Below are 24,339 nucleotides of genomic sequence, written 5' to 3'. Positions count from 1 at the left end.
CGGTGACCAAGAGAACCGCCCCAGTGACCAAAGGAACCGTCCCCGGTGACCAAAGGAACCGTCCCCGGTGACCAAAGGAACCGTCCCCGGTGACCGAAAGAACCGTCCCCACGGACACCAGTGGGATACTCGGACGGTTATGGATACGACCCGCCTGCTCCGTCCGCTTCGGGTCGACCCCGCTGACGACGGCACTGCCGATGCTCTGTATGAGTCGTTCACCGATTACACCGAACGACTGGGGATCAGCCTCTACCCGCATCAGGACGAGGCCATCATCGAACTGCTCGCGGGTGCGCATGTGGTGCTGACCACCCCGACGGGCTCCGGAAAGTCGCTGGTGGCGACGGCGGCGATCCATGCCGCGCTGTCCACCGACCGGGTGTCGTTCTACACCGCGCCGGTGAAAGCCCTGGTCAGCGAGAAATTCTTCGAGTTGGTGGCGATCTTCGGTGCCGACAACGTCGGCATGCTGACCGGGGACGCCTCGGTCAACGCGGGCGCGCCGATCATCGCCTGCACCGCCGAGGTGCTGGCCAACATCGCGCTCCGTGAGGGATCGGACGCCGACGTCGGCCTGGTGGTGATGGACGAGTTCCACTACTACGGCGAACGCGATCGGGGCTGGGCCTGGCAGGTGCCGCTGATCGAGCTGACCGGCGTCCAGTTCCTGCTGATGTCGGCCACCTTGGGCGACATGTCCGAGATCGCCGACGACCTCACCCGGCGTACCGGACGCGAGGTCGCGATCGTCGCCGAAGCCGAACGACCGGTGCCGCTCACCTTCCGCTACGCGATGACGCCGCTGGACGAGACCCTCGACGAACTCGTCGAAACCCATCAGGCGCCGGTCTACGTCGTCCACTTCACCCAGGCCGCTGCGGTCGAGCACGCCACCTCGCTACTGGCCGCCGGCTTCGGCAAACGCTCCGGCGGACGGCGTCCGATCACCGATTCGGACGCCGACCTGCTGCGCGACTTCCGGTTCGCCGCCGGCTTCGGCAAGACGCTCAGCAAACTGCTCAAGGCCGGCATCGGCGTCCACCACGCGGGCATGCTGCCCAAATACCGGCGGCTGGTCGAACAGCTCGCCCAGCAGGGCCGGCTCAGCGTGATCTGCGGCACCGACACCCTCGGCGTCGGCATCAACGTGCCGATCCGCACCGTGCTGTTCACCGGCCTGGCGAAGTTCGACGGCTCGCGGCAGCGGGTGCTGCACACCCGCGAGTTCCTGCAGATCGCCGGACGCGCCGGCCGGGCCGGTTTCGACACCTCCGGCTACGTGGTCGTCCAGGCCCCCGAGCACGTCATCGCCAACGAACGCGCCAAGGCGAAGGCGGCCGCCAAGAACGCCGCGATGAGCGAGGCCAAGCGGTCCAAGCGGGCGTCCAAGGCACAGCTCAAGAAGGCGCCCGACGGCTCGGTGGTGTGGAGCGAGCAGACCTTCGACCGACTGGTCGCCGGGCAGCCGGAGCGGCTCGCCAGCCGGATGAAGGTCGACAACGCGATGCTGATCAATGTGCTCAGCCGCGACGAGGACGCCTTCGTCGTGTTGCGCCGGCTGCTCACCGACAATCACGAGAACCGCCGTTCCCAACTGCGGCTGGTCCGCCGGGCGCTGCGGCTGGTCCGCTCGCTGGTGCACTCCGGCGTTGTCACGCGGCTCGACCAGCCGGACGCCTACGGCCGCCGCTACGTGCTGACCGTCGACCTGCCGGACGACTTCGCACTCAACCAGCCGCTCGCCCACTTCGCGCTGGCCGCTCTCGACCTGCTCGACCCCGAGGCGGAGAGCTACCCGCTCGATGTGCTCTCGGTCATCGAAGCGGTGCTGGAGCCGCCGATGACCCTGTTGTTCGCCCAGCAGAACGCCGCCCGCGGCGAAGAGATCGGACGGCTCAAGGCCGAGGGCGTCGAGTACGACGAGCGGATGGCGATCATCGAGACGATCAGCTGGCCCAAACCGCTGGCCGAACTCCTCGAAGCCGCCTACGAGACCTATCGGCAGACCCATCCGTGGCTGCCGCCGGACGCGCTGGAGTCCAAGTCGGTGGTCCGCGAGATGTGGGAGCAGGCGATGAGCTTCACCGATCTGGTGAGCCGCTACCAGGTGGCCCGCAGCGAGGGGCTGGTGCTGCGCTATCTCACCGACGCTTACCGCACGTTGCAGCACACGGTGCCCGAGACCCATCGCAGCCCCGGCCTGGAGGACATCATCGACTGGCTGGGCGAGACGATCCGGCAGACCGACTCCTCACTGCTGGACGAGTGGACGGCGCTGACGGACCCCGAGCATGCGCCGAGCGACGTCATCGACCACACCGCGCCGGCGCCGCCGCGTCCGCTGTCGAAGCAGGGGCGCAGCTTCGAGGTGCTGATCCGCAACGCGCTGTGGGCCCGGTTGGCGGCCTGTGCCCGCGACGACCTGACCGCCCTGGTCCGGCTGGAGCGCGAGGCGTCCGCACGCACCGAACCGGCCCGCGAGATCTCGATGACTCGCTCCCGCTGGGACGCCGCACTCGAGGACTACTACGCCGAACACGACGAGATGTTGCTGGACGGCGATGCCCGCGGGCCGGGCTATGTGGTGATCGGTGACGAGCGGCGCGGTCAGCCGGTCGGCGCACCGGAACCGACGACGGCTCGGGTGCGGGACGTCCGGCAGATCGTCCGCGATCCCGACGACAACCGCGACTGGGTGCTGGACGCCCTGGTCGACTGCGACGCCTCCGACGAGGCGGGCGAGTTGGTGCTGGCGGTCACCGCCCTGCACCGGCTCGACGGCTGAACGAGCGTCACATCGTCAGCGGGAGAACTGATCCTTCGCCAACCCGGCGGCCAGCTCCCAGATCTCGGGTGACCCGGCGGCCAACAGATAGCGGCCGGTCACCCCGGGGGCGTAGGTGCGGCCGTCGGTGGTGGCCACCCGTCCACCGGTCTCGGTGACCATCAACGCACCGGGCAGATGGTCCCACGGGTGCATCGACCAGTAACCCAGAAATGCTCGCCGGCCCTCGACGACATTGGGGTAATCGACGCCGCAGCAGCCGGCCAGCCGAACCAGGCTGACCTGCTCGGGCACCCCGGGACGCGGATGGCCGTAGCGGCCGTGCAACGCACCCACCAGTTGCTCCGGCGCCGGCCGGGCAGCCACCGGTTCGTCGTTCAGCCGGACGCCGGAACCCAGCTCGGCGACGTACATCCGGTCGTGCATCGGCTGCCAGATCCAGCCGCGGGTGGTGACGCCGGCCCGTACCTCGGCCACCATCACCGCAAAATCCGGGCTGCCGGAGGCGAAATTGCGGGTGCCGTCGATGGGGTCGATCACCCACGCCAGTTCGGCGGTGGGCAGCGCCTTCAGCGGCGCCGGATCGGCGTAGACGCCCTCCTCGCCGACCACCAGGCAGTCCGGGTTCGCCGCCCGGAAGATCCGGGTCAGCGCCTGCTCGGCCAGCCGGTCGGCCACCGTGACCACGTCGCCGGGCCGCTTCTCGATGATCTCGTCGTCGGCCAGCGCGCGGAATTTGGGCAGGATTTCGGCGTTCGCCACTTCCCGGATGGCGGCTGTGACGGCGGCGGTGTCCATGATCGGGCCGGTCATCACGGCTCCAGGGTGTCGGCGTGGTCGGCGGTGACGAAGTCGATCAGCTTCTCCACCTCGGTGAGCAGCGCCGGGTCCAGGTCACGCCACGACGTCACCTTCGACAGGATGTGCCGCCACGCGTTGGCGATGTCGGTCTGGGTGCGCGCGGGCCAGCCGAGGGCGCGACACAGCCCCTCCTTGTAGTCCTGACCGCGAGGCACATCAGGCCAGGCTTTGATGCCGAGCACGGACGGCTTGACCGCCGTCCAGATGTCGATGAACCGGTGACCGGTGACGAACACCCACGGATTGGTCACCTGTTCCACGATGCGGGACTCCTTCGAGCCGGCGACCAGATGGTCGACCAGAACGCCGAGCCGCCGTCCCTGCTGCGGTGCGAACTCGTCCACGATCGCCGGCAGGTCGTCGATGCCGCCCAGATACTCCACGACCACGCCGACGTGCCGCAGGTCGTCGCCCCACACCTTCTCGACCAGTTCGGCGTCGTGCCGGCCCTCGACGTAGATCCGGCTGGGCAGGGCCACCTTCGCCTGACTACGGGTCGCGCTGGCCCGTGAGCCGGACGCCGTGTGCGTGGGGCGTCCGTCGGGCTGCCGTTTCGGGGGTGTGATCGCGACCGGTTTGCCGTCCAGCCAGAAGCCCGGGCCGAGCGGGAAGCTGCGCCGCTTGCCCCGGCGGTCCTCCAGCACCAGCAGGCCGTTCTCGAGTTTGACCAGGGCGCCGACGAAGCCGGAGGTGGGATCCTCGAGCACCATGCCGATCTGGGCGGGCACCTCGGTGGTGGTCGGTTTGCCGGCCCGCTGCCAGCCGGGCGCCAGAACGTCACGTGGATATCGGCTCACACCTTCGACCCTAGTGCGCCGCGCCGCTGGTGCCGCGCTGAGACCCGGGGGTGGCGCGAGATGCGCCAGTTCGGCTGTCCGGGTGACGTCGGCCACTCCGGGCTTCCACAGCCGGGCGGTCGCATGCGGTTTCACCCCATCGACGAAAGGGTCTCGACAAGCTCGACCAACGGGTGGTCGAGCGGCCCGGTGGTTGAGCGTGTCGAAACCACTACCAGTCGCGTCGCGACGGCCATTTGAGCCGCTCTGGGATAGTGGCGTCCTGGGGCGCTTCGGCGCGGCAGCCTCACGGAAGGAGCGGTGACGTCGACCCGCACTACCTGATCGATCGAGGGCCCGGCTCGGGGAGCCGGGCGCCCGCCCGTGCCCGGCTGCAGAGCGATGCACCCGAGCTGTCACTCAACGGCAACTGGCGGTTCCGCTTGCTGCCCGGCGTGCCCGGCGGTGTCCATGACGTGTTGCCGTCCGGCGAGGGTCCGGACGACGTGGCCGCCACCGAATTCGACGATTCGGGCTGGGACGAGCTCCCCGTCCCGTCGCATTGGGTGCTGCACGGCGATGGACGCTACGGGCGTCCGATCTACACCAATGTGCAGTTCCCGTTCCCGATCGATCCGCCGCATGTGCCGGACGACAACCCGGCCGGTGACTACCGGCGACGGTTCGACCTGCCGGCCTCGTTCGGCAACGCCCGGGCGGTGCTGTTGCGCTTCGACGGGGTCGAGTCGCGGTACCGGGTGTGGCTCAACGGCGTCGAGATCGGGGTCGGTTCGGGCAGTCGGCTGGCGCAGGAGTTCGACGTGACTCACGCCGTCCGGCCGGGCACGAATCTGCTGGTGGTGCGGGTGCATCAGTGGTCGGCGCGCAGCTATCTGGAGGACCAGGACCAGTGGTGGCTGCCGGGCATCTTCCGCGACGTGACCCTGCTGGCCCGCCCGGCACTTGGCTTGGACGATGTCTGGCTGCGCACTGACTACGCCGCTGGGGTGGGACTGCTCACACCCGAGATCGTGGCCGAACCGGACGCCTACCCGGTCACCCTGCGGATCCCTGAGTTGGGCGTGGAAACCGTGTGGGCGTCGCCGTCCGAGGTGGCGGCGGTGCGAATCGACGGGGTGCAGCCGTGGTCGGCGGAGCTGCCCCGGCTCTACGAGGTCACGGTGAGCAGCGCCGGCGAGACGGTGTCGCTGCGGCTGGGTTTCCGCACCGTGTCGATCGACGGCGACCGGTTGCTGGTCAACGGTCGCCGGGTGGTGTTCCACGGCGTGAACCGGCACGAAACCCATCCCGATCGCGGCCGGGTCTTCGACGAGGCCTGGGCGCGTGAGGATCTGGTCCTGATGAAGCGGTTCAACGTGAACGCGATCCGGACCAGCCACTATCCGCCGCATCCGCGGCTACTCGACCTGTGCGATGAGCTGGGCTTCTGGGTGATCCTGGAATGCGACCTGGAGACGCACGGCTTCGAACCGGGCGGCTGGGCCGGGAACCCCGGCGACGACCCGGCCTGGCGCGACGCCCTGCTCGACCGCATCGAACGGACCGTCGAACGGGACAAGAACCATCCCTCGATCGTGCTGTGGTCGCTGGGCAACGAATCCGGCACCGGCGCGAATCTGGCTGCGATGGCGGCCTGGGTGCACGAGCGCGACCCCGGGCGGCCCGTGCACTACGAGGGCGATCATGCCGGCGCCTATACCGATGTGTATTCGCGGATGTACTCCTCGGTGCCCGAAACGGCGGCGATCGGACGCGACTCGCTCGAACCCCTGCTGGGTTGCTCGGTGACGGAGTCGGCGCGGCAGCGAACCAAGCCGTTCCTGCTCTGCGAATATGCGCACGCGATGGGCAACGGGCCCGGCGGGTTGGACCAGTATCAGGCCTTGTTCGACAAGTATCCGCGGCTGCACGGCGGGTTCATCTGGGAGTGGCGTGACCACGGCCTGCGCACCCACACCGCCGACGGTGTCGAGTTCTTCGGCTACGGCGGCGACTTCGGCGAGGTCATCCACGACGGCAATTTCGTGATGGACGGTCTGGTGCTCTCCGACGGCACCCCCACCCCGGGCCTCCACGAGTTCAAACAGGTCGTCGCGCCCTTCCGGATCACCTTCGACGAGGCCGTCGAGGTCTGCAACATGCGGCACAGCGCCGACTCCTCCGACGTCCGATTCCTCTGGCGTGTCGAACTGGACGGCGAACCGCTCAGTTCCGGCGAGCTGCCCCTCCCGGTGATCCCGGCCGGGGAGTCGGCACAGGTTCCCCTACCGGATTTCGCACCCACCGCCGATCCCGACGGCGAACTCTGGCTGACGGTCGAGGCCGTGCTGGCGTCCGACACCGCATGGGCCGACGCCGGCCACGTGCTGCTCACCGCCCAGCACCAGCCGGTCACCGGGGACGGTTCTTTTGGTCACCGGGGACGGTTCCTTCGGTCACCAGGGACGGTTCCTTTGGTCACCGGGGACGGTTCTTTCGGTCACCAAGGACGGTTCCTTCGGTCACCGGGGACGTCGCCCACCGACCCGCTACCCGACCGGCTGGGCCCTGCCGAGTTCCGCGCCGGCGATCTGGTCACGCTCGCCGGGCTGCCTGTCACCGGGCCACGGTTGGAGCTGTGGCGCGGCCCTACCGACAACGACCGGGGCGCCGGCTTCGGCGTCTACGATCCGCCGGGCGCCCCGTCCGGAGAGAGGGACCCGTGGGCGCCACCCTGGCAGGGTCATCCGGCGCCGCCGTGGGATGTGCTGTGGCGGACGGCCGGGCTGGATCGGCTCACCCCACGGGTCGTCTCCCGGGCCGGGTCGACCTCCGAGCTGCGCAGCCTGATCCGCTGGGCGCCGGCGAACTCCCGGCTCAGCGTGCTCACCGACGTCCACTGGACATTCACCGACGACGTTCTCGAGCTCCACATCGACCTCGAACCGAGCGCCGGCTGGGACATGGTCTGGCCGCGGCTCGGCGTCCGCTTCGACCTGCCGACCTCGGTCGACGGCGCGTCCTGGTTCGGAACCGGTCCGCACGAGTCGTACCCGGACAGCCGGCGCGCCGCCCGAGTCGGCCGCTTCTCTGCCACCCTCGACGAGTTGACCGTCCCGTACGCCCGACCTCAGGAGAGCGGCCATCGCAGTGAGCTGCGCTCACTGACCCTGCGCACGGGTGGCGACGATTGGCTGCGCATCGACACGATCCCGGACGCCGCGGGCCGGCGACCCGGCTTCACCCTCACCCCGCACACCGGTCAGGAGTTGGACGCCGCGGCGCACCCGCACGAGCTGCCGGAGCCGTCCGCCACCTATCTGTACCTGGACGCCGCCCAGCACGGCCTGGGTTCACGCTCCTGCGGTCCGGACGTCTGGCCCGAGTACGCCCTGCGACCCGAGGCCCGAACCCTGAGCTTCCGGATCCGATAGCGGGAACGCACAACCGGGGACGGTTCTTCGGCATTCGAATTTCGCACGTCGAAGAACCGTCCCCCGGCATTCGAATTCCGCACGCGGAAGAACCGTCCCCAGGCCTTCGAATTCGGAGGCGGGTGACCAACGGAACCGTCCCCAGTGACCAAGAGAAAACGTCCCCGGTGACCGGGGGAACCGTCCCCAGGGTTTGCGCGGCACGGTTCTGAGCCCAGGCAGGCGCCGGACGGGTGACCTGGAGTAGACTGCCCCCGTGGCACGCCGACTTCTGCTTCGCCAGCCGCGCTGACCTTTCGTCATCGCGGCGCCCCTCCCTGCGTGAGGGGCTTTTTCATGTCCGAGAGCAGAGTGAATGAAGGATGAGATGAGCGAGACTCCGTACCGCTACACCGCCGAGTTGGCCGGGCAGATCGAGACCGCCTGGCAGGACCGTTGGGACGCCGAGGGCACCTTCCACGCCCCGAACCCGTCGGGCGTCTGGGCCGAGCCGGAGAAGGTCGGCGGCCGGGAGAAGTTGTTCGTGCTGGACATGTTTCCCTACCCCAGCGGCGCCGGCCTGCACGTCGGCCACCCGTTGGGTTACATCGGCACCGACACCTGGGCGCGCTACCAGCGGATGCGCGGCCGCAATGTGCTGCACGCCCTGGGTTACGACGCGTTCGGCCTGCCCGCCGAGCAGTACGCGGTGCAGACCGGTCAGCACCCGCGGGTGACCACCGAGGCGAACATCGCCAACATGCGGCGGCAGTTGCGCCGGCTGGGCCTGGCCCACGACGACCGCCGCAGCGTCGCCACCACCGACGTCGAGTTCTACCGCTGGACGCAGTGGATCTTCCTGCAGGTGTTCAACTCCTGGTACGACACCGACGCCGACAAGGCACGTCCGATCGATGAGTTGATCGCCGAGTTCGAGTCGGGCGCCCGCCCCACCCCGTCCGACCGTCCCTGGGCCGAGCTGGGCGCCGCCGAGCGGGCCACCATCGTCGATTCCTACCGGTTGGCCTACGTCTCCGAGGCGCCGGTGAACTGGTGCCCCGGCCTGGGCACCGTGCTGGCCAACGAGGAGGTCACCGCCGAGGGCCGCTCCGACATCGGCAACTTCCCGGTGTTCAAGCGCAGCATGAAGCAGTGGATGATGCGGATCACCGCCTACTCCGACCGGCTGCTGGCCGACCTGGACCGGCTGGACTGGCCGGACAAGGTGAAGGCGATGCAGCGCAACTGGATCGGACGTTCCAGCGGCGCCTCGGTGACCTTCCCCGTCGAGGGCCACGAAGCCGCCATCGCGGTGTTCACCACCCGTCCGGACACCCTGTTCGGCGCCACCTTCATGGTGTTGGCGCCCGAGCATCCGATCGTGGACGCCATCACCCCCGGCGAGAACTCCTGGCCCACCGGCACCAACGATGCCTGGACCGGCGGCGCGTCGTCCCCCTCCGAGGCGGTCACCGCCTACCGGGAGGCCGCGGCCCGCAAGACCGACCTGGAGCGGCAGGAGAACAAGGACAAGTCCGGCGTCTTCACCGGCGCGTTCGCGATCAACCCGGTGGACGGCCGGCGCATCCCGATCTTCATCGCCGACTACGTGCTGATGGGTTATGGCACCGGCGCCATCATGGCGGTGCCGGCCGAGGACGAGCGCGACTGGGACTTCGCCAAGGCCTACCAGCTGCCGATCATCCGCACCGTGCAGCCCTCCGAGGGTCACGACGAGAACACCGCGTTCACCGGCGACGGCCCGACGATCAACTCGGCCAACGATGAGATCTCGCTGAACGGCCTGAACATGGCCGACGCCAAGCGGACCATGATCGATTGGCTGACCGAGAAGGGTCACGGCGTCGAAACCGTCACCTACAAGCTGCGGGACTGGCTGTTCAGCCGGCAGCGCTACTGGGGTGAGCCGTTCCCGATCGTCTACGACGAGGCCGGTCACCCGATCGCGCTGCCCGAGTCGATGCTGCCGGTCGAACTGCCCGAGATCGACGACTACAGCCCGCAGGCGCTGGATCCGGATGATTCGACGTCCGAGCCGGTGCCGCCGCTGGGCCGGGTCACCGACTGGGCCGAGGTCGAGCTGGATCTGGGCGACGGGCCGAAGACCTACCGCCGCGAGCTGAACGTGATGCCGCAGTGGGCGGGCTCGTGCTGGTACGAGATCCGCTACCTGGATCCGGCCAACCACGACCGGTTTGTCGATGTTGACGTGGAGCGTTACTGGATGGGTCCGCGTGATGCGGCCGATAGTGCGTCGGTCGAGCCTGTCGAGACCCCGGTTTCGACAAGCTCAACCACCGAGGGCGGCGATGTCGGTGGCGTCGATCTGTACGTCGGTGGCGTCGAGCACGCCGTGCTGCATCTGCTGTACGCCCGGTTCTGGCACAAGGTGCTGTTCGACCTGGGCCAGGTCAGCTCGGCCGAACCGTTCCGCCGGCTGTACAACCAGGGCTACATCCAGGCCTACGCCTTCCGCGATTCCCGTGGCCAGACCGTCCCGGCCGACGAGGTCGAAGAGGTCGCCGGTGCGGACGGCGAGATGAGTTACGTCTGGCACGGGGAGGAGGTCTTCCGGGAGTACGGCAAGATGGGCAAATCGCTGAAGAACATCGTCACTCCCGACGATATGTATGACTCCTACGGCGCCGACACCTTCCGGATCTACGAGATGGGCATGGGTCCGCTGGATCAGTCGAAGCCGTGGGAGACCCGGGCCGTGGTCGGCTCGCAGCGGTTCCTGCAGCGGTTGTGGCGCAACGCGATCGACGAGGTCACCGGTGAGGTGCGCATCGTCGACACCGCGATGGACGACGCCACCAAGCGGGCACTGCACAAGACCATCGACGCCGTCACCCGGGACTACGAGGGGCTGTCGTTCAACACCGCGATCGCCCGGCTGACCGAGTACAACAACGTGCTGACCAAGCTGGACGCCGTCCCGCGCGAGGCGATCGAGCCGATGCTGCTGATGGTGGCACCGCTGACCCCGCACATCGCCGAGGAGCTGTGGTCGCGGCTGGGGCATGCCGAGTCGCTGGCGTTCGAGCCGTTCCCGGTGGCCGATCCGGCGTTGATCGCCGACGACACGGTCACCTGCGTGGTGCAGGTGAAGGGCAAGGTCCGGGCACGGCTGGAGGTCCCTGCCGACATCTCCGAGGACGACCTGCGCGCGCAAGCCCTGGCCCTGCCGAGGATCGCGGACGAGACGCCCAACGGCGTCCGGACGGTGATCGTCCGGGCACCCAAGCTGGTCAACGTGGTGCCTGCCTGACCGCAGCCCACGGACGACGTATCGCGGGTTCCGTCATCCCGGCGGATGCCGGGATCCCCGCACCGGATCGACGACCGCTTCGAGATCCCGGTCGAGCCTGGGATGACGTGCCCGACCTGCCGCGCACGTTGTCACCCACATCGCCCTGCTCCGGCTTCTCGCCAGGTTCCAACCCTGTGAGGGGAAGCCGGGGCAGGGCGATGCCGTCTCAGGGGCGGCAAAGTCGGCTTTCATGAAAATCTCAGGACGCTCGGACTCGTCCGCCACAAGGCCCTTCACGGCCGCCGTCCGCGCGACACAAGGGTTCGGGTAAACAACGGGTTTGCCATCGCCTGACGGAACAGTTAACGTTCCTCTCAGCTTCGGCTCAGGTTCCACTCAACTGGCTCTCAGTCAAGCTCCCTGTCCACGTTCCTGGAGGCTCGTCCATGTCCGTCCGCAAATCTGCGTTGTCCGTCGGTGTCACCCTTGCCGCCTCGTTGGCCCTGGTGGTAGGCCCCGCCGCTCCCCAGGCCGGTGCCGACACGACGACCCCGCCGACCACGTCGGCCAGCGCCACCAAGCCGGCTTCGGTCAACCCGAACCCGCCGAAGAAGCAGACCAAGGCCCAGAAGCTGAAGGCCAAGGCCAACAAGGCGATCAAGGCCGCCAAGACCAAGCTCAAGAAGGGCCAGTACGTCTGGGGCGCCGCCGGCCCGAACAAGTTCGACTGCTCGGGCTTCATGCTCTGGACCTTCCGCAAGATCAACATCAAGCTGCCGCACTCGTCGCGCGCCCAGTCGAAGAAGGGCGTCAAGGTTGCCAAGAAGAACCTCAAGCCCGGCGACCTGGTGTTCTTCTACACCCCGGTCAGCCACGTCGCCATGTACATCGGCAACGGCAAGATCATCCACGCGCGCAACACCCGCGATGATCTGCAGATCTCGAACCTGAAGAAGTACGGCCACTACCACTCGGCCCGTCGCGTCATCCGCTGACGCTTCTCCCCCCTCAGCGCTCGTCTGACTAGTGACCGCTCGCCGAATTCGGCGAGCGGTCAATAGTTCGGCGAGCGTTTGGTGTTTTGCGCGGCGAAAGGTGCCGCCAGCAGGCAGCACCCCGGCTCTAGTCGAGTAGATCCCGGACGACGGCGTCGGCGAGCAGCCTGCCCTTGCGGGTGAGGCGTAGGCGGGCGTCGGCAAGGGGGCTCGACAAGCTCGACCAGCGGTGGTCGGGCACGCTCGACCGGAGGTTGTTGACCTCGGGCTCGCTCGTCCAGCGTCCGTCGGAGCCCACCTCGATCAGGCCGCGCGCGAGCAGATCCGGCACCCGTGCCCGCTCGGACGCGGTGAGCACACTCAGCTCCAGCCCCTCGGCGAGCCGGGACTCCAGCAGCACCCGCTCGACCCGGCGAGCGTCGGCGTCCAGCAACTCACGGGCGGCGGCCGGGCTATGCCCCTGCGCCAGCGCCGCGCTGTAGCGCCGCGGATGCTTCACGTTCCACCACCGGACGCCGCCGACGTGCGAATGCGCACCCGGTCCGACGCCCCACCAGGACGCGCCGCGCCAGTAGGCCAGGTTGTGCCGGCACTCATGACCCGGCCGGCTCCAGTTGCTCAGCTCATACCAGCCCATGCCGGCCGCCGACAGCAGGTCGTCCGCCAACTCGTAGCAGTCGGCCTGCAGGTCGTCGATCGGCGCCGGCAGTTCGCCACGGCGGATCTGCGCGGCCAGCCGGGTGCCCTCCTCCACTATCAGCGCGTAGGCCGAGACATGATCGGGCGCCAAGGCCAGCGCGGCCGCCAGGGAGGCCCGCCAGTCGTCCAACGACTCCCCCGGCGTGCCGTAGATCAGGTCAAGGCTGACCGATCCGAAGCCGACCGCACGCGCCCAACCGACGACGTCCGCGACCCGTCCGGGTGTGTGGCTGCGCTCCAGCACCCGCAGCACGTGACCGCGGGCCGACTGCATGCCGAACGAGATCCGGTTGAAGCCGCCGGCGACCAACGCCTCCAGATAGCCGGCGTCCACCGATTCGGGGTTGCATTCGGTGGTCACCTCGGCATCGTCCGACAAGGGGAAATGCTGCCGGGCGGCAGCCAGCAGGCCGACCAGTTCGTCGGCCGCGAGCAGGGTCGGCGTGCCGCCGCCGACGAAGACGGTGTCGACCGCACGCTCCCCCAGCACTCCGGCGGCCAGCGCGAGTTCGGCGTGCGCGGCGTCCAGGAAGGCCTGGCGGGACGAGCCGGGCGCCGAGCCCAGTTCGGCCGAGGTGTAGGTGTTGAAGTCGCAGTAGCCGCAGCGCGTCGCACAGAACGGCACATGCAGGTACAGCGAGACTGGTCGCTCCCCCACCTCGGCCAGCGCGGAGGCGGGGAGGGAGCCGTCGGCGGGTGCCGGATCCCCGGCGGGCAGCGCGGAGGGCATCAGGGCAGCTCGAACGGCAGCCGTTGGCCGTCGAGCGCACGCCGGCAGGAACAGGTCGCCGTCTCGTCCGGCTCCGGCTCGGGTAACGCCGCGATCACCCGAACCAGCATCGCCTTCAGCCGCTCGATGTTGCCGGCGAAGACCTGCATCACCTCGGCGTGCGACACCCCCGGTCCCTCGACGCCGGCGTCCGCGTCGGTGACCATGCAGACGGTGCTGAAGCACATCGCCAGTTCGCGCGCCACGGACGCCTCGGGCATGCCGGTCATGCCGACCACCGACCAGCCGGCCGCCGCGTGCCAGCGCGACTCGGCGCGGGAGGAGAACCGTGGGCCGTTGATCACCACCAACGTGCCGCCGTCGACAACCGGCTCACCGGCGCCCAGCAGAGCCGTCCGGCCGCGCGGACAGTACGGGTCGGCGAACGAGACGTGCACGACCGGGCCGACGGCGTCCCAGACGGTGTGCGCGCGACCCCAGGTCCGGTCGACCACCTGGTCGGGAACCACGAACGTGCCGGGGGTCAGCTCGGGTCGCAGCCCGCCGACCGCGCACGGGGCCAGCACCTGCCGGACGCCGATCGACCGCAGCGCCCACAGGTTCGCCCGGTAGTTCACCCGGTGCGGCGGGAACTGATGACGGACGCCGTGCCGAGGCAGGAAAGCGACCCGCCGTCCGGCCACCTCGCCGATCGCCAGCGGCGCGCTCGGCTCACCGAACGGAGTCTCCACGGTGACTGTCTCGGCGTCACGGAAGAAGTCGTAGAAGCCCGATCCGCCGATGATCCCGATGTCCGCACGCACGAGAACACTCTAGAGAGCCTTCCCCTGCCGGCCACGCCACATCCACCACACCGAGCGGACCGACAAGAACCGTCCCCTCGGCCCAGTCGAGACCCCGAACCACCGCTGGTCGAGCTTGTCGAGACCCGGACGCATGGTCCTGACTAGGTTTCGACAAGCTCAACCAACGGAGCGTCGACAAGCTCAACCAGCGGTTGTGGCGGTCTAGCTAGCCGCCTTGTTGGCTGCGGCTTCCGCCTTCTTCAGACCGTCGGCGACCGGCGTCCGGCCCAGGAAGATCTCATCGAAGGTCGGCTTCCAGGCGTTGTACGCGGCGCTGTAGTTCTCGCCGGCGGGTGCCGGGATCGAGGGCAGCTTGCCCTGCGCCGCGAACTGCGACGGATCGACGTTCTTGCTCTTCCAGAACTCGTCGAAGGCCGACTGTGCGCTGGTCACCGCTGGCATCGCCGCACCGCTCGACCCGATGAACTTCGCACCGTCGGTGGAACCCATCCACTGCAGCACCTTCTTGGTGGCGTCCAGGTTCTTCGACTTCGCGTTGCCCGCGACGATCACCGAGTTCACCACCGACACCGCACCCTTCGGCCCGGCCGGCATCGGCGCGATGCCCCAGTCGAATTTGGCGCCGTCGGAGACGTTCTTCAGGTTGTAGACGCCGGACTGGAACAGCGCGATCTTTCCCTGCAGGAACTGGTCGCGGGTGAAGTCGCCGTTGTCGTTGGTGTTCGACGCCGCCGGCGACACCTTGTACTTGTTGATCAGGTCGACGAGGTACTGGAAGGCCCCGGCCGACTCGGCCGAGCCGAAGACGAACTTGCCGGAGGTGTCCTGGAACTGGCCGCCGTTGGAGCCGATGAAGTTGTAGTAGATGCCCTGCAGATCCTGCGCGGCCGAGTAGCCCCACTGCTTCGGCTTGGAGCCGTTGAAGCCGCTCTCGTCGCCGCGCTTGCCGTTCGCGTCCACGGTGAGCTTCTTCAGGATCGGCAGCAGGGTGTCGTCGCTGCCGCCACCGGGCGCCCACTTCAGCCCGGTGAGCTGCTCCGGGGTGATGCCGGCATCGGACAGCAGCTTCTTGTTGTAATAGACCGCGATGCCGCCGTCGGTGAGCTGCGGGACGCCCCACAGCTTGCCGTTACGGGTGTACTGCTCGACCGCCGCCGGCACCCAGTCGGCCTTCTGCGAGTCGAAGTCGGCGCCGATCTCGAGCAGGTCGCCCGAGTCGACGTACGGCTGCAGGTAGGAGCCGTTCATCATGAAGATGTCGTCGGCGTTGCCGCCGCTGACGTCGGTGCGCAGCTTGGTGAAGTAGTCGGCCCAGGGCACCAGGGTGGTCTTCACGGTGATGTCCGGGTTCTGCTTGTGGAACTCGGCGAAGGAGTCGTCGTAGGCCTTCTTCACCTGCTCGTCCCACAGCCGCACGGTCACCGTGGTCGCGGCGCCTCCGGACGTGGTGGGTTGCGACTGCTGGGCGGGCGAGCAGCCGGCGGCGCCCAGAGCCATCGCGGACGCCACCGCGGCGACGAACGTCCGACGGCCCAGCTTGTGTGCCGATCTCACAGAATCCTCCTCGGTTCGGTTCTTGCCAATCATCACATCATTAGCCGCTGATGGTGCTCACTTGAAACCCGTCAGCGAGATCGAGTTCACGATCGTCCTTTGGAAGATCGTGAAGATCACCAGCAGCGGCGCCATCGCCACCGTGGTGGCGGCCATCACCAACGTCCAGTTGGCGTTGTACTGGCTCTGCAGATTCGCCGTGGCGACGGTGATCACCTGCCAGTCGCGTCCGGTGGTGATGATCAGCGGCCACATGAAGTTGTTCCAGTGGGTGACCACGGTGATGATCGCCAGCGTCGCGATGATGCCGCGCGACATGGGCGCCACGATCTGCCACAGGATCCGCCAGTCGCCGGCGCCGTCGATGCGGGCCGCGTCGATCAGGTCGTCGGGAATGCTGCGGAAGTGCTCACGCAGCAGGAACACCGCGTACGGCGAGCCGAACAGGAACGGCAGCACCAGCGCCCAGAACGAGTTCCGCAGGCCGGTCTGCACCATCATCGTGTACAGCGGAATGACGATCACCACCTGCGGGATCATCAACGTCGCCAGGTACAGCCAGAACAGCGCGTCGCGGCCGGCGAACCGCAGCTTGGCGAACGCGTAGGCGGCCATGATCGAGAAGATCAGCTGTCCGGCCAGGATCACCACGACGACCTGCGCGGTCACCGCGATCGGCGAGATGAAGCTGTAGTCGCCGCTGAACAGCGCGGTGAAGTTCTCGGTCGTGACCGGGTTGGGCAGGTTCAGCGATGGCTCGGACGCGAACTGCAGCGGCGACTTGAACGCTGTCATGAAGCTCAGTGCGAACGGGCCCAGGGTCAGCAGGGCACCCGCGATCAGCACCAGGTAGGTGAGCAGGTCGGCCACCGGTTTGCTCAGCGATGCGCGACGACGCCGACCCGCGGCGGGTTCAGCTGAGGTCATAGGTGATCCTCCCCGCGAAGTAGCGCTGCTGCACCAGCGTCACGACGACCAGGATGACGAACAGCACCAGCGCCATCACCGAAGCCTGGCCCAGGTTGAAGGCTCCCTGGAACGCTTCCAGGTAGATCCGGCTGGCGATCACGTCGGTGGTGCCCTCGGGGCCCCCGCGGGGGGTCAGCGCATAGATCTGGTCGAAGGCCTGGAAGGCCGAGATCACGCCGGTGACCAGCACGAAGAACAGCGTCGGGCCGAGCAGCGGCAGCTTGATCTGCCAGAACACCTGCCAGCCGTTCGCGCCGTCGAGTTGGGCCGCCTCGATGATCGGCTCGGGGATGGCGGCCAATCCAGCCACGAAGAACAAGGTGGTGTAGCCGACCTGCGACCAGATGGTCACGGTGGCCACGGCCGGCATCGCCAGCGCCGGGTTGGTCAGCCATTCGATGTCGAGGCCGAGCAGGTTGTTCAGTGCGCCGTCGTAGGGGGCGAGGATCCATTTCCACACCACGCCGAGCGCCAGCGGGGCGCAGATCCACGGGATGACGTAGATCACCCGGAACAACCCCGAGCCGGGCAGCCCACGGGACAGCAGCACGGCCAGGAACAACCCGAGCGCGGTCTGCAGCGGAATGACCAGCGCCACGAAGATGACCGTGCGCAACATCGAGTTGCCGAAGGCCGGATCGGTCAGCACGTCGACGTAGTTGTCGAACCCGACGAACCGCATCGGGGCCAGCAGATCCCAGCGGTTCAGCGACAGCCAGATCACCACCAGGATCGGGAACAGCAGGAACAGCACCAGCCCGAACAGGCTCGGGGCCAGCAGCAGCCCGGCCAGCCCGCCGTGTCGCATGCGCCCGCCCGTCCGCTGAGCACGTCGGGTGGGCATGGTCGGAGCCTAGTTCCCCTCAAGCCATCCGGCCAGGCCTGGTTGAGATTTGAAATAGGCGATCGGACAAGGATGTTTGACGCCTCAGCGAGTCTCTGAAGCGCCTTCCGGAACAAATGCCATTCACCGTCATCCCGGCGCACGCCGGGATCTCGGCACCGACCTGACTGCCGCAGCGGATCCCGTCCGGGCCAGACGACGAGACCCCCACGGCAGCGACCACATAGGCTTCATCGCGTAAAACTACGCACCGGCGCACTGCTGGCACCGTTGACGATCCTGCTGCTGACCGCTTGCGGCGGCAGCCCCGCCCCCTCGACGTCCGCGGACGCCGCGCCCACCGGATCGGCCTCGGCCGGCTACCGGATGGCCGACGTCGCCAAGCACAACACGCAGCAGGACTGCTGGGTGGCGGTCGACAACAGCGTGTACGACGTCACCTCGTGGATCAGCCGGCACCCGGGCGGTCCGGACAAGATCCTCCCCCTGTGCGGCACGAACGCCACCTCTGCGTTCCGCGGCCAGCACGGCGACCAGGAGAAGCCCAACACCCAGCTGGCCTCCTTCCGGATCGGCGCGCTGCTCGACTGACTGCTTGGCCGGACTGGGCAGACTGGCTTCATGAGCAGCTCTCTCGCGGTCCGGTCGAACGCGCCGGTGGCGCCCCGTCGGGCCGCAATCGTGGTCGGGGTCGGGGTGGCACTGCTGTGGCTGATCGAACTGGTCGACCAGATCACCCGCGGCTCGCTGGACGCCCTGGGCATCCATTCCTGGCAGGTCTGGTCGTTGCCGTCGATCTTTCTGGCGCCCTGGCTGCACGCCGACTGGGCGCACCTGAGCGCCAACACGCTGCCGTTCGCGGTGCTCGGCTTCCTGGTGCTGATCGGCGGCGCCGTCCGGGCGGTGCTTTCCACGCTGTGGTCGGTGGTGGTCAGCGGGTTGTCCGCCTGGCTGCTGAGCGCGCCCAACACGATCACCATCGGTGCCAGCGGGCTGATCTTCGGCTGGCTCACCTACCTGCTCACCCGCGGACTCTTCGCCCGCAACGGCAAGCAGATCCTGCTCGCGGTGGTCATCTTCGTCGTCTACGGCGGCATTCTCTGGGGCGTCTTCCCCACCCAGGCCGGGGTGTCCTGGCAGGCGCATCTGGGCGGCGCGATCGGTGGCGTCCTCGCCGCCTGGTCACTGCATCGGCGTCGGACGGCGCGCGCTCACGGCTGACTCACAGGTTCCACACAGGGGTGAGGGCCGGCGCCAGGTATTGTTGACACGTCAATAGTCCAGCTGGCACCCCCAGCCGACCGAGGAGCTGACCGGTGTACGACTTCTTCGGCCTCCCCCTGCACCCCCTGGTCGTGCACGCGGTGGTGGTGCTGCTTCCACTCTCCGCGCTCGGGTTGATCGCCTGCATCGTGTTCGGACGGCTCCGCCGCGGCTACGCGGGCCTGGCGCTGCTGGGCATGGTCGCCGGCACTGCAGCCGCCTGGGTGGCGATGTTGTCCGGACACGCCCTCGCCGACCAGGTCGGCACGCCTGCCGCGCACATGGCCTGGGGCGAGTGGCTGCCGCGGGTCGCCACCGCCACCCTGGTCGCCGCAGCCGTGTGGTACTTCCTACAGCGCGGCAAGGCCGAGACCGACAATCTGGTCAAGGGCCTCGGCATGCTCACCGCACTGCTGGCCGCGGCCAGTGTGGCGCTGACGGTGATCGTCGGGCACAGCGGCGCCACCGCGGTCTGGTCGGGCACCGGAGCTACGCCGACGTCCGCCCGTCCGACAGCCTCGGCCAGCGCCCAGCCGTCCGCCACCGGGGACGCCTCGCCCACCAGTTCGGCGACCGCGAGCACCCAGCAGAGCTACACCCTGGCCCAGGTGCAGCAGCACAACACGGCGAGCGACTGCTGGGCCGCGATCAACGGTGGCGTCTACAACCTGACCGACTGGATCAGCCAGCACCCCGGCGGCCCCGAGCGGATCACCCCGCTGTGCGGCACCGACGCCACTGCCGCCTTCAACGGCCAGCATTCGGGCCAGAGCAAGCCCGAGAGCACGCTCACCCGGTTCTACATCGGCGAACTCGCGTCCTGAGGACGCCTCCGAGCCTTCGCCACACTCCACCGGCGACAGAAGATCCCGGCGTCCGCCGGGATGACGGTCGACCCGGTCGGCCCGAACCTCACTGTCGTCACCCCGGACATAGCCTCGGCCCCAGGGCCCTCCCTAACTATCTCTGCCCTCCCACATGTGGGAGGGCAGAGATAGTTAGGGAGGGACTTATCGGGACGGGCGTGAACGCGCTGTGACTACTTCTTGGACGTCTCACCGGTGGACAGCGCGGCGACGAAGGCCTCCTGGGGGACCTCGACGCGGCCGACCATCTTCATCCGCTTCTTGCCTTCCTTCTGCTTCTCGAGCAGCTTGCGCTTACGGGTGATGTCACCGCCGTAGCACTTGGCCAGCACGTCCTTGCGAATGGCCCGGACGGTCTCGCGGGCGATCACCCGCGAACCGATCGCGGCCTGGATCGGCACCTCGAACTGCTGGCGCGGAATGAGTTCCTTGAGCTTCTTCGACATCGCCACGCCGTAGGAGTAGGCGGCGTCGGTGTGCACGATCGCGCTGAAGGCGTCCACCGGGTCGCCGTGCAGCAGGATGTCGACCTTGACCAGCTTGGCCACCTGCTCGCCGGCCTCGTCGTAGTCCAGCGAGGCGTAACCCTTGGTGCGTGACTTCAGCGCGTCGAAGAAGTCGAAGACGATCTCGGCCAGCGGCAGCTGGTAGCGGATCTCGACCCGGTCCTCGCTGAGGTAGTCCATGCCGGTCTGGACGCCGCGGCGCGCCTGGCACAGCTCCAGAATGGTGCCGATGTAGTCGGTCGGAGTGAGGATCGTCGCCTTCACCACCGGCTCCCACACCTCGGCGACCTTGCCCTCGGGGTATTCCGACGGGTTGGTGACGACGTGCTCGGTGCCGTCCTCCATCACCACCCGGTACACCACGTTCGGCGCGGTCGAGATCAGGTCCAGGTTGAACTCGCGCTCCAGCCGCTCACGGACGATCTCCATGTGCAGCAGCCCGAGGAAGCCGACCCGGAAGCCGAAGCCGAGAGCCCCGGACGTCTCCGGCTCGTAGGTGAGCGCCGCGTCGTTGAGTTGCAGCTTCTCCAGCGCCTCGCGCAACTCGGAGAAGTCCGCGCCGTCGATCGGGTAGAGACCCGCGTACACCATCGGGTTCGGCTGCCGGTAGCCGCCCAGGTTCTGGCTCGCCGGACGTCCGGCCAGGGTCACCGTGTCACCGACCCGGGACTGCCGGACGTCCTTCACCCCGGTGATCAGGTAGCCCACCTCGCCCACGCCCAAACCCTTGGACGGCAGCGGCTCCGGGCTGATCACGCCCACCTCGAGTACTTCGTGGGTGGCCTTGGTGGACATCATCAGGATCCGCTCGCGATGCGCCAGCGAGCCGTCGACCACCCGGACGTAGGTGACCACGCCCCGGTAGGTGTCGTAGACGGAGTCGAAGATCAGTGCCCGGGCCGGCGCCGCCGGGTCACCGACCGGGGCCGGGATCTGCTCGACGATGGCGTTCAGCAGTTCGGTCACGCCCTCGCCGGTCTTGGCTGAGACCCGGAACACGTCGTCGGGATCGCAGCCGACCAGGTGGGCGATCTCGGCGGCGAACTTCTCCGGCTGGGCGCTGGGCAGGTCGATCTTGTTCAGCACCGGAATGATGTGCAGGTCGGCGTCCAGCGCCAGGTACAGGTTGGCCAGGGTCTGCGCCTCGATGCCTTGAGCGGCGTCGATCAGCAGGATCGCTCCCTCGCAGGCGGCCAGCGAGCGGGACACCTCGTAGGTGAAGTCCACGTGACCAGGGGTGTCGATCATGTTCAGCACGTAGTCGGCACCCTCGACCTGCCAGGGCATCCGCACCGCCTGGGACTTGATGGTGATGCCGCGCTCGCGCTCGATGTCCATCCGGTCCAGGTACTGCGCGCGCATCGAGCGCGCGTCGACCACGCCGGTGGACTGCAGCATGCGGTCGGCCAACGTCGACTTGCCGTGATCGATGTGCGCGATGATGCAGAAATTCCGGATGCTCTCCGGGGGCGTGGCGCCGGGGCGGGGTCCGCTCATTCACCTGTCCTGTGTCTGGTCCGACCTGTGTCTGGTCCGAAGGGTCACTCTACCGATCGCGCACGCGATCGGCCGACCTCGCTATCTGGGCCGCCCACGGCGTCCGCGCAGCAGCCAAGTAGGGTGCCCAACTGTGACTGCGCCACTTCATCCGAATTTTCGCCCCATGTTCGACATCGTGCTGGCCCGCAACCCGGGCGAGTCGGAGTTCCATCAGGCTGTCTATGAGGTGATGCAGAGCCTCACGCCGCTCGCCGACGACCGCCCCGAGTACGCCCAGTGGTCGATCCTGCAGCGCATCTGCGAGCCCGAGCGGCAGATCATCTTCCGGGTGCCGTGGGTCACCGACGACGGCCAGGTCGAGATCAACCGCGGCTTCCGGGTCGAGTTCAACTCGGCGCTCGGCCCGTACAAGGGCGGCCTGCGGTTCCACCCCAGCGTCAACCTGTCGATCATCAAATTCCTCGGCTTCGAGCAGACCTTCAAGAACGCGCTGACCGGCATGCCGATCGGCGGCGGCAAGGGCGGCTCGGACTTCGACCCGAAGGGCCGCTCCGACAACGAGGTGATGCGGTTCTGCCAGTCGTTCATGACTGAGCTGTACCGGCACCTGGGCGAGTACACCGACGTCCCGGCCGGCGATATCGGCGTCGGCGGCCGCGAGATCGGCTACCTGTTCGGGCAATACAAGCGGATCACCAACCGCTACGAGTCCGGCGTGCTGACCGGCAAGGGCGTCAGCTGGGGCGGGTCGCGGGCGCGCACCGAGGCCACCGGTTATGGCACCGTGCACTTCGCCTCGGCCATGCTCGGCGTCCGCGGTGAGGACTTCGGCGGCCGCAGCGTGGTCGTCTCCGGTTCCGGCAACGTGGCGATCTACGCGGTCGAGAAGGCACAGGAGCTGGGCGCCAAGGTGCTCGCGGTGTCCGACTCGTCGGGCTATGTGGTCGATTCCGAGGGCATCGATCTCGAGGTGCTGAAGGACATCAAGGAGGTCCGCCGCGGCCGGGTTTCCGACTACGCCGAGGCGGTCGGTTCCCGGGCCCGGGTGGTCACCGACGGCTCCGTCTTCGACGTGCCGTGTGACGTGGCGCTGCCCTGCGCCACCCAGAACGAGGTGGACGAGAAGCAGGCCAAGATCCTGGTCGACAACGGCGTGAAGCTGGTCGCCGAGGGTGCCAACATGCCGTGCACCCCGGCCGCGGTGTCGCTGCTGCGCGAGGCGGGCGTGCTGTTCGCGCCCGGCAAGGCGTCCAACGCCGGCGGTGTCGCCACCAGCGCCCTGGAGATGCAGCAGAACGCCAGCCGTGACGCCTGGGACTTCGAGACCACTGCCGCGCGGCTCGAGCAGATCATGCATGACATCCACGATCAGTGCCTGGCCACCGCCGACGAGTTCGGCAGCCCCGGCGACTACGTGGTCGGCGCCAACCTGGCCGGCTACATCAAGGTCGCCGACGCCATGGTGGCGATGGGCGTCATCTGAGTTCAATAGGCCGCGGGTCGAGACCGATCACCGTTGGTCGAGACCCAGCCACCGTTGGTCGAGCTTGTCGAGACCCTTGTCCCTCGCTGACAAGAGGTTTCGACAAGCTCAACCAGCGGAGAGTGCGATGCTCGCGCAATCTCAGAGTTCTCCCTCGACGGGCTTCGACAGGCTCAACCGGCGACTTCATGCAGTAGCCGCGTAGGGTGCGGTCATGACGCTGGCCAGCACGGGAATCCCCGGCCTGGACGACACCATCGACCACCTGCGGATCGGTGACAACGTGGTCTGGCAGGTCGACTCGCTGGCCGACTTCCAGGCTGTCGCGGCACCGTTCGTGGCTCGCGCCCGTGCCGATGACCGCCGGCTGGTCTACCTGAGTTTCGGACTGCGTCCGCCGCTGCTGGATGATCTGGACGGCGTCGAGGTGCGCACCGTCGACCCGGGCGTCGGGTTCGAACGGTTCGCGATCGCCACCCATGAACTGCTGGCCGAGATCGGCCCGCACGGCTTCTACGTGGTCGCCCCGCTCACCGACCTGCACCAGGCCTGGCATTCCGACCTGATGGTGCTGAACTTCTTCAAGGCCACCTGCCCGTACCTGTTCGAGCTCGACACCATCGCCTACTTCCCGCTGCTGCGGAACCGGCACACCTACGACACGGTGGCCGGCATCCGCGAAACCACCCAGGTGCTGCTCGACCTGCACCGCATCGACGATGCCCTCTACGTGCATCCGTTGAAGGTGTGGCAGAGGCACTCCCCCACGATGTTCTTCCCGCACCGGCTGGACGGCGGGCAGGCGATCTCGATCACCTCGTCCGCGACCAGCACCCAGCTGTTCTCGTCGCTGGCCAGGCGGATCGACCCGCCGGACGTCTGGCAGCGGATGGTCGAGGACGCCTGGGCCGCGCTGTCCTCGGACGCGGCGGCGCAGGAGGCGGCGCGCACCACCCTGCTGGCCGTCCTGGTCGGCGGCCGGGGCCGGATGGCCGAGCTGTGCCGGCGTCGG

17 protein-coding genes are annotated in these 24,339 nt (G+C 68.2%); 9 read left to right on the top strand and 8 right to left on the bottom strand.

Going from position 1 to position 24,339, the window contains the following annotated elements; all coding sequences use genetic code 11:
* The first annotated feature begins 139 nt into the window (after positions 1-139).
* Positions 140-2,788, top strand: coding sequence for a DEAD/DEAH box helicase (locus QM624_RS00930; RefSeq protein ID WP_415088199.1), 2,649 nt, complete (start codon positions 140-142; stop codon positions 2,786-2,788).
* Positions 2,789-2,803: 15 nt separating this feature from the next.
* Here the strand turns inward: QM624_RS00930 and QM624_RS00925 are convergent, their stop codons facing one another.
* Positions 2,804-3,601, bottom strand: coding sequence for an inositol monophosphatase family protein (locus QM624_RS00925; RefSeq protein ID WP_415088198.1), 798 nt, complete (start codon positions 3,599-3,601; stop codon positions 2,804-2,806).
* Positions 3,601-4,446 (bottom strand): DUF3097 domain-containing protein, encoded by an 846-nt coding sequence (locus tag QM624_RS00920; RefSeq protein WP_415088197.1) that lies wholly within the window; start codon positions 4,444-4,446, stop codon positions 3,601-3,603. Before QM624_RS00920 ends, QM624_RS00925 begins: the two co-directional genes overlap by 1 nt.
* 254 nt (positions 4,447-4,700) lie before the next feature.
* On the opposite strand from QM624_RS00920, the gene QM624_RS00915 reads away from it, so the two are divergent.
* From QM624_RS00915 to QM624_RS00905, 3 genes are all read left to right on the top strand, one after another.
* Positions 4,701-7,859, top strand: a complete 3,159-nt coding sequence (locus QM624_RS00915; protein WP_415088196.1) for a glycoside hydrolase family 2 TIM barrel-domain containing protein — start codon at positions 4,701-4,703, stop codon at positions 7,857-7,859.
* A 367-nt stretch (positions 7,860-8,226) separates the two neighbouring features.
* Positions 8,227-11,130 carry a leucine--tRNA ligase gene (locus QM624_RS00910; protein WP_415088195.1) on the top strand — a complete coding sequence of 968 codons (2,904 nt, stop codon included), beginning with the start codon at positions 8,227-8,229 and terminating at the stop codon, positions 11,128-11,130.
* 428 nt (positions 11,131-11,558) lie between these two features.
* The gene (locus QM624_RS00905) at positions 11,559-12,107 is read left to right on the top strand and encodes a C40 family peptidase (protein ID WP_415088193.1); all 549 of its coding nucleotides are present in this window, start codon (positions 11,559-11,561) and stop codon (positions 12,105-12,107) included.
* A gap of 127 nt (positions 12,108-12,234) precedes the next feature.
* On the opposite strand, the gene hemW is transcribed toward QM624_RS00905, so the two are convergent.
* The 5 genes from hemW to QM624_RS00880 form a co-directional block, all read right to left on the bottom strand.
* Positions 12,235-13,536, bottom strand: coding sequence for a radical SAM family heme chaperone HemW (hemW, locus tag QM624_RS00900; protein ID WP_415088191.1), 1,302 nt, complete (start codon positions 13,534-13,536; stop codon positions 12,235-12,237).
* Positions 13,536-14,339 (bottom strand): S-methyl-5'-thioadenosine phosphorylase, encoded by an 804-nt coding sequence (locus tag QM624_RS00895; RefSeq protein ID WP_415088190.1) that lies wholly within the window; start codon positions 14,337-14,339, stop codon positions 13,536-13,538. The genes hemW and QM624_RS00895 overlap by 1 nt, the downstream gene beginning before the upstream one ends.
* A gap of 204 nt (positions 14,340-14,543) precedes the next feature.
* Positions 14,544-15,896 (bottom strand): ABC transporter substrate-binding protein, encoded by a 1,353-nt coding sequence (locus QM624_RS00890; RefSeq protein ID WP_415088189.1) that lies wholly within the window; start codon positions 15,894-15,896, stop codon positions 14,544-14,546.
* A gap of 57 nt (positions 15,897-15,953) precedes the next feature.
* Positions 15,954-16,823, bottom strand: coding sequence for a carbohydrate ABC transporter permease (locus tag QM624_RS00885; RefSeq protein WP_415088188.1), 870 nt, complete (start codon positions 16,821-16,823; stop codon positions 15,954-15,956).
* Positions 16,810-17,709, bottom strand: a complete 900-nt coding sequence (locus QM624_RS00880; protein WP_415088187.1) for a carbohydrate ABC transporter permease — start codon at positions 17,707-17,709, stop codon at positions 16,810-16,812. The genes QM624_RS00885 and QM624_RS00880 overlap by 14 nt, the downstream gene beginning before the upstream one ends.
* A gap of 270 nt (positions 17,710-17,979) precedes the next feature.
* On the opposite strand from QM624_RS00880, the gene QM624_RS00875 reads away from it, so the two are divergent.
* From QM624_RS00875 to QM624_RS00865, 3 genes are all read left to right on the top strand, one after another.
* Positions 17,980-18,300: a cytochrome b5 domain-containing protein gene (locus tag QM624_RS00875; RefSeq protein ID WP_415088185.1), complete on the top strand. Its 321-nt coding sequence runs from the start codon at positions 17,980-17,982 to the stop codon at positions 18,298-18,300.
* 30 nt (positions 18,301-18,330) lie between these two features.
* Positions 18,331-18,930: a rhomboid family intramembrane serine protease gene (locus QM624_RS00870; protein WP_415088183.1), complete on the top strand. Its 600-nt coding sequence runs from the start codon at positions 18,331-18,333 to the stop codon at positions 18,928-18,930.
* 95 nt (positions 18,931-19,025) lie between these two features.
* Complete coding sequence (locus QM624_RS00865) at positions 19,026-19,796, top strand: cytochrome b5 domain-containing protein (protein ID WP_415088182.1); 771 nt, start codon at positions 19,026-19,028, stop codon at positions 19,794-19,796.
* 215 nt (positions 19,797-20,011) lie between these two features.
* On the opposite strand, the gene lepA is transcribed toward QM624_RS00865, so the two are convergent.
* Positions 20,012-21,841: a translation elongation factor 4 gene (gene lepA / locus QM624_RS00860; RefSeq protein WP_415088181.1), complete on the bottom strand. Its 1,830-nt coding sequence runs from the start codon at positions 21,839-21,841 to the stop codon at positions 20,012-20,014.
* Between the two features lie 166 nt (positions 21,842-22,007).
* Here lepA and gdhA point away from each other — a divergent pair, with 166 nt between their 5' ends.
* Entirely contained in the window at positions 22,008-23,327 is a 1,320-nt protein-coding gene (gene gdhA / locus QM624_RS00855) for an NADP-specific glutamate dehydrogenase (RefSeq protein WP_415088180.1), read from the top strand.
* A gap of 214 nt (positions 23,328-23,541) precedes the next feature.
* Positions 23,542-24,339 (top strand): hypothetical protein (locus tag QM624_RS00850; protein WP_415088179.1); only part of this gene is annotated, 798 nt, incomplete at its 3' end.

This window comes from Micropruina sp. (assembly GCF_047606365.1).
GTDB lineage: Bacteria > Actinomycetota > Actinomycetes > Propionibacteriales > Propionibacteriaceae > Micropruina.
The sequence above is the reverse complement of the archived record's forward strand: the minus strand, read 5'-3'. Positions and strand labels throughout refer to the sequence as shown.